This is a genomic window from Bacteroidales bacterium, from assembly GCA_035353855.1.
Classification (GTDB): domain Bacteria; phylum Bacteroidota; class Bacteroidia; order Bacteroidales; family CG2-30-32-10; genus DAOQAK01.
Map to the genome: position 1 here is coordinate 1 of DAOQAK010000085.1, position 6,559 is coordinate 6,559.

A 6,559-nucleotide genomic window follows, 5' to 3' on the forward strand; every position below is an offset into this window, starting at 1 on the left:
ACACTATTAAAGCGTTTTGATTTTTCCCTGCTTTTTTCCTGAGGAAACTCCAATAATTATTATTAATTTTGCAATATATAGCAAAGTAAAAATGGAAGATAAGATTAAGATAGTGATTGTAGATGACCATGAGATTTTCAGGGGAGGACTTAAACTACTTATCAACCGCTTGAAAAATGTAAAGGTCATAGCCGAAGCAAGCAATGGAAAAGAATTCCTCGACCTGCTTGAATTCAACATACCCGACATTGTTCTGATGGATATTGAAATGCCAGTTATGAATGGCATCGAAGCCACAAAAAAAGCTATTGAACGCTATCCCGAACTTAAAATCATTGCATTGACCATGTTCAATGATGAAGAATATGTTGAAAATATGATAGAGGCAGGAGTAAAAGGATTTCTTTTGAAAAACATTAATAAAGATAATCTCGATAAAGCTATACAATCCGTAATTTCAGGAAACAATTATTATTCTGAAGAACTTTTCAAATATTTTACAAAAAAGATTTCTCATACAGATAAAAAAGAAACCCCTGAAATAAAACTTACGCAACGCGAAATTGAAATTATAAAACTTTCCTTTGAAGGCCTCAACAATAAAGAGATTGCAGATAAACTGTTTATAAGTGAAAGAACGGTTGTTGGGCATAAATCAAATCTACTTTCAAAAACAGGATGCAAAAGCACAATCCATCTTTTAGCTTATGTAATAAAAAATAAACTGATCAACTTATAAACAAAAAAAACCAATACTTTTACGCAATTCATCTTCCTGATTTTACTGCTTACCCCCTTTCTTTTCTTCTCATATTTACACTAAAAATCCCTACCTAACTACCTTACACAATAGTTACGGCAGCTATAATTTTGTTTTCGAATTCCGAGCGTCATGGAAAAGAAAATAAAAATAATAGTAACCGACAGCAACCATATATACCGTGAAGGGTTAAAGATAGCGCTCTCAAAAATTAAAAGAGTAGAAATTGTAGGCGAAGCTGCCAGCGGATGTGAACTCCTGGAACTTCTTTCCAATATTTCGCCCGACCTTATTTTACTGGATACCGAAATGCCCGGAACCAATGGAATAAATCTATGTAAGACCATTGCGGGGAACTACCCTTCCACGAAAGTAATTGCCATAACAATCTTTGATGACTTAAACTATCTCGCTTCTATAATCAATTCGGGCGTTAATTGCTTCCTGCAAAAAAACACTTCACGTAAAGAGCTTGAAAGGGCTATTAATGTTGTGATCGACGGACAAATATTTTTCCCGATACATATAAATCAATTTAATAACAATTTAAATTTCACGATTATGAAAACTTCTAAAATTTTATTAGTAGACGATGATATAGATATCATCAATGTACTACAGGCTATATTAAGCAAAAACGGCTACAATGTAGTAACAGCAAACAACAAAGCAGAAGGTATGCGAAAATTTCGCGATGAGAAACCCGATCTTGCAATATTAGATGTAATGATGACTACTCATTACGAAGGTTTTGAAATGGCAAAAGAAATAGAAGATGACCCTACAGTAAAAAAGATCCCTATCATTATGCTTACATCTATCGACATCCTGATCACAAGCAAACCGGATGTTCAGGCAATGGCAAGGGAATTCAGAAAAAATCCCGGATTCAAAGACCTTCATGTTCTGCTTGTAAAAGATATTGTAAGCAACAACGCTGGTATTGATTATCTAAGTGAAAAAGGCGAAACCGTATGGTTTCCTGTTGACGGATTCATCAAAAAACCGGTGGATGCAGGAAAAATAATCCCGGAAGTAAAACGACTATTATCCAAATAACTGGTATTACTATCAATAATTTCAACAGCTATGCAAAAAGAAATAAATAAAATTTTGTCAGGATACCCAAACTCTGGGCAGGAAAACCTGATACCTATTTTACAGGACATACAGCAAGGTATAGGTTATCTTTCTGAAGAAGCTGTTATAAAAGTCGGTGAACATCTTGGATTGCCGGTAAGTAAGATATTCAGTGTTGCCACATTTTACAACCAGTTCCGGTTCGAGCCCAAAGGAAAATATCATATAATGGTATGCCGCGGAACAGCCTGCCATGTACTTGGATCATCAACAGTACTTAAAGAAATAGAAAAAAAACTGAAAATAAAAGAAGGGCAAACCACACGCGACGGACTGTTCAGTATTGAAATTGTTGCCTGTATCGGCGCATGTGGACTGGCTCCGGTAATAAATATCAACGGACAATTCTTTGCAAAAGTTACAACCGATTCTTTAACAGAAATCATTGAAAGTTTCAGAAATAAGGAGAAAGAATCATGAAAGCCATTAGCGATAAAAACAAACAGGATTTGATTGTAAAACTTCTTACAGGAAAAACCGATAACAAAACACAACCTGAAGTCGACTCATTGTTAGCTGATTTCAGACGTGAAAAAAATTCCCGGATGATCATTTTTGTTGGAGCAGGAACTTGCGGACTTGGCGCAGGCGCTGAAAAAACACTGGAAGCGATCCGTCAATATTGCGAAAAAGAAAAACTGGATGCAGAAATTATTGAAACAGGTTGTATAGGATTATGCTCTTCGGAACCTATTGTTGATGTAATGCTTCCGGGAATGAACCGTATTTCCTTTGAAAATATAACCTTCGAAAAAGTTAAAACTTTTTTCGATACGATCAGGGAAGAAAAAATTCCATCAGAAAATATTATCGGGCAATTTCATTCTATAAACAGCAAACCCTGGAACGGTGTAAAATATATTGAAGAACATCCATTCTTTGCTCCTCAGAAAAGAATTGTTCTTAAAAACTGCGGTATCATTAACCCGCAAAGTATTGAAGAATATATTGCACACGGCGGATATGCCAATGTTTGTAAAACAATAAAAGAAAACACGCCAATAGAAGTTTGTAAAACCATTGAATTAAGCGGTCTTCGGGGAAGAGGAGGCGGAGGTTTTCTTACAGGAAAAAAATGGACATTCGCGCTTTACGAAAAACGTACACCCAAATATATAATTTGTAATGCCGACGAAGGCGATCCCGGCGCATTCATGGACAGAGCCGTTATTGAAGGCGATCCGCACAGAGTGATTGAAGGAATGATCATAGGCGGTTACGCAATCGGTGCAAACCATGGATACGTGTATATACGAGCTGAATATCCTTTAGCAATTAAACGTTTGGAAAAAGCTTTAAAAGATGCAAAGGATTACGGGATACTTGGGAAAAACATTCTTAATACAGGTTTTGATTTTGAGATTAAAATAAAAAAAGGCGCCGGAGCATTTGTTTGCGGTGAAGAGACTGCACTTATTCATAGTATTGAAGGAAAACGCGGCATGCCAAGACCAAGGCCTCCTTATCCTTCTGTTAACGGACTATTTCACATGCCTACAGTAATTAATAATGTAGAAACTTTTTCAAATGTTCCTGCCATTATTGCTAATGGTGCAGAATGGTTCAGCTCCATGGGAACAAATAAAAGTAAAGGAACAAAAGTATTTGCTCTTTCAGGAAAAGTTACAAAGACCGGTTTAGTTGAAATACCAATGGGAACAACCATCAGGGAAATTATTTTCAAGATAGCCGGAGGAATCAGAAATGGAAAGAAATTCAAAGCTGTTCAAATCGGAGGTCCTTCCGGTGGCTGCATCACTGAACAAAACCTGGATATACAGGTAGATTATGATTCATTGAACAGTATTGGTGCAATCATGGGTTCGGGAGGATTAGTTGTTATGGACGAAGGAACATGCATGGTTGATGTGGCTAAGTTCTTTATGAATTTTATACAAAAGGAAAGCTGCGGAAAGTGTATCCCTTGCCGTGAAGGAACTAAACGAATGCTGGAGATATTGGAAAATATTACACACAAGCCATCATCCGATGATAACCGCGAAGCGCTTGAAAGATTCCAGGGAGTGATACAACTGGAAAACTTAGCAAAAGTTATCAGGGAAACTTCACTTTGCGGGTTGGGACAAACAGCGCCAAATCCTGTTCTCAGCACTATCAAATGGTTCCGTAATGAATACGAATCACATATTTTTGAAAGAGTTTGTGATGCTAAGGTTTGTACCGAACTTCGTAAATTTATTATTAATGCAGAAAAATGCACCGGATGTATGGCATGTGTAAAGAAATGCCCATCATCTGCTATCATCGGAACGAAAAAAAATCCACATCATATCATCGAAGATAAATGTATTGGTTGCGGTGCTTGTGCTGAAGCATGTAATTTTAAAGCAATATCAACGTATTGATAAAAAACAATTTTTAATAAAATAAATATGAGTATCAACATAACAATAAACAAAAAGCCGGTAACAGCAGAGAAAGGCGAATACATTCTTGACACTATCGAACGCAATGGTATTAAAATACCAACGCTTTGTAAAATAAAAGATATGCTTCCCGATGGAGCATGCAGAATGTGCCTTGTTGAAATTGAAGACAGCGGAAAACTAATCCCTTCCTGCTCTTACCCTGTTGAAGATGGGATGAAAATTCTTACTCATTCTCCAAAAGTTATCAATGCACGTAAAACTATTGTTGAGCTTTTGTTATCGAACCATCCTGATGACTGCCTCTTTTGTTCAAGAAATAAAAATTGTGAACTACAAAGTTTATCAGAAGAATTGGATGTAAGACAACGAAGGATCATCGGGAAAAAGAATTGTTACAACCTTGATATATCAGGCATAAGCCTTACCAGGGATCCCGACAAATGTATTTTATGCGGTCGTTGTATAAGGCAGTGTGAAGAGATCATAGGAGTTTCCGCGATAAATTTTATTAACAGAGGAAGTAAAACAATTGTAGGTACTGCATTTAATAAAGGACTCAATACATCTTCCTGTGTAAACTGCGGACAGTGTTTAATGGTATGCCCTACAGGTGCAATTACCGAAAAATCACATATCAATCAAGTAATTGATGCTATTAACAACCCCGAACTTACTGTTGTGGTGCAATATGCTCCTGCCATTAGTGTTTCTCTTGCTGAAGAATTTAATATTAAAGCAGGAAAAGATATTAATGGAGTAATGAATGCAGCTCTTCGAAAAGTAGGCTTTAAAAAAGTATTCGATACAAGTTTTAGTGCCGATTTAACCATTCTAGAAGAAGCTTCTGAATTAGTGGATCGTATTGTAAATAAAAAACCACTTCCTATGTTTACCAGTTGTTGCCCTGCATGGGTAAAATATGTGGAAGAGTTTAACCCCGAATTATTACCTAACATTTCAACGTGTAAATCACCTCAACAAATGATGGGTAGTGTAATTAAAAACTATTATGCTAAAGTAGAAAAACTAGAACCTAAAAAAATATACTCGGTTTCCATTATGCCGTGTACAGCTAAGAAATTCGAAGCACAAAGAGAAGAAATGTTAACGGATGGAGTTGCTGATGTTGATGCTGTTCTTACCACACGAGAATTAGGAAAATTGATTAAAATATTTGGAATAGATATCGCAAACTTAGAACCAGAATCAACCGATTCACCTTTGGGTGCTAGAACTACAGCAGGTAAAATATTTGGTGCCAGCGGTGGTGTTATGGAAGCAGCACTTAGAACGGCTCATTTTATGATTACCGGAAAAGAGCTCGAAAACAATAAATTCCTGGAACTTCGCGGATTTAAAGACATAAAAGAAGCTAAAATTAAAATTGGCGATTTAGAAGTAGGTATTGCAGTTGTAAACGGATTAGGAAATGTAAAAACTATCTTAAAACAAATTGCTGAAGGCAGAAAAGATTTACATTTTATTGAAGTTATGAACTGTCCAGGCGGTTGTATTGCTGGAGGTGGACAACACATTGGGGCAACACACGAAAGTATATTAGCTCGTTTAAAAGCATTATATCAAATTGACGACAATGAAACGATTCGTGTATCTCATCAAAATCCACAAATTATTGAATTATACAAAAATTTCCTCGAAAAACCGAATGGAAAAGTAAGTCATAAATATTTACATACTACTTACGCAAAAAGAGACGTACTGAAGTAACAATGGCAAAAAAAGAAAACATATTACCATTGGTTTATACCATTAAAGAGCGTTGCAGGATATGCTACACATGCGTGCGAGAATGTCCTGCAAAAGCTATTAAAATTGGCGGTGGTCAGGCAGAAGTAATGCCTAATCGCTGTATTGGTTGTGGTAATTGTGTTAAAGTATGTAGTCAGGATGCTAAACAATACTTTAGAAGTATTGACAAAGTAATGGATCTAATTCAATCCGATAAAAATGTAATCGCTTGTATTGCGCCTAGCTTTCCAGCTGAATTTATGGAATACGAAGATTATAAAACATTAGTCGGAATGATTCGAAACATTGGCTTTTCTAGTGTTCACGAAGTTGCTTTTGGCGCCGATATTGTTGCTTTAAAATACAAAAATATTTTAGAAAAAGAAAAATTAAGTAATTATATTTCATCCGATTGCCCTGCAGTTGTAACGTATATAGAGAAATACAGTCCGGATTTAGTAAAAAACTTAATTCCTATCGTTTCCCCAATGGAAGCAACTGCTAGAGTACTGAAAGAAAT

Annotated in this window: 6 protein-coding genes; all 6 read left to right on the forward strand. The window is 36.0% G+C overall.

What is annotated here, in order from left to right; translation table 11 throughout:
* Window positions 1-91 precede the first annotated feature (91 nt).
* Complete coding sequence (locus tag PKK00_14880) at window positions 92-739, forward strand: response regulator transcription factor (GenBank protein HNW99689.1); 648 nt, start codon at window positions 92-94, stop codon at window positions 737-739.
* Between the two features lie 153 nt (window positions 740-892).
* The gene (locus tag PKK00_14885; GenBank protein ID HNW99690.1) at window positions 893-1,819 is read left to right on the forward strand and encodes a response regulator; all 927 of its coding nucleotides are present in this window, start codon (window positions 893-895) and stop codon (window positions 1,817-1,819) included.
* A gap of 18 nt (window positions 1,820-1,837) precedes the next feature.
* Window positions 1,838-2,320 carry an NADH-quinone oxidoreductase subunit NuoE gene (nuoE, locus tag PKK00_14890; GenBank protein HNW99691.1) on the forward strand — a complete coding sequence of 161 codons (483 nt, stop codon included), beginning with the start codon at window positions 1,838-1,840 and terminating at the stop codon, window positions 2,318-2,320.
* The gene (locus tag PKK00_14895; protein ID HNW99692.1) at window positions 2,317-4,266 is read left to right on the forward strand and encodes an NADH-quinone oxidoreductase subunit NuoF; all 1,950 of its coding nucleotides are present in this window, start codon (window positions 2,317-2,319) and stop codon (window positions 4,264-4,266) included. The genes nuoE and PKK00_14895 overlap by 4 nt, the downstream gene beginning before the upstream one ends.
* A gap of 27 nt (window positions 4,267-4,293) precedes the next feature.
* Window positions 4,294-6,018, forward strand: a complete 1,725-nt coding sequence (locus tag PKK00_14900) for an NADH-dependent [FeFe] hydrogenase, group A6 (GenBank protein HNW99693.1) — start codon at window positions 4,294-4,296, stop codon at window positions 6,016-6,018.
* A 2-nt stretch (window positions 6,019-6,020) separates the two neighbouring features.
* On the forward strand, window positions 6,021-6,559 hold a 539-nt coding region (locus PKK00_14905), incomplete at its 3' end, for a [Fe-Fe] hydrogenase large subunit C-terminal domain-containing protein (GenBank protein HNW99694.1).

Bases quoted from the DNA above. Each gene is read 5' to 3' on its own strand.
- PKK00_14880 (HNW99689.1), top strand. From the start codon at position 92: ATGGAAGATAAGATTAAGATAGTGATTGTAGATGACCATGAGATTTTC.
- PKK00_14885 (HNW99690.1), top strand. From the start codon at position 893: ATGGAAAAGAAAATAAAAATAATAGTAACCGACAGCAACCATATATAC.
- PKK00_14895 (HNW99692.1), top strand. From the start codon at position 2,317: ATGAAAGCCATTAGCGATAAAAACAAACAGGATTTGATTGTAAAACTT.
- PKK00_14900 (HNW99693.1), top strand. From the start codon at position 4,294: ATGAGTATCAACATAACAATAAACAAAAAGCCGGTAACAGCAGAGAAA.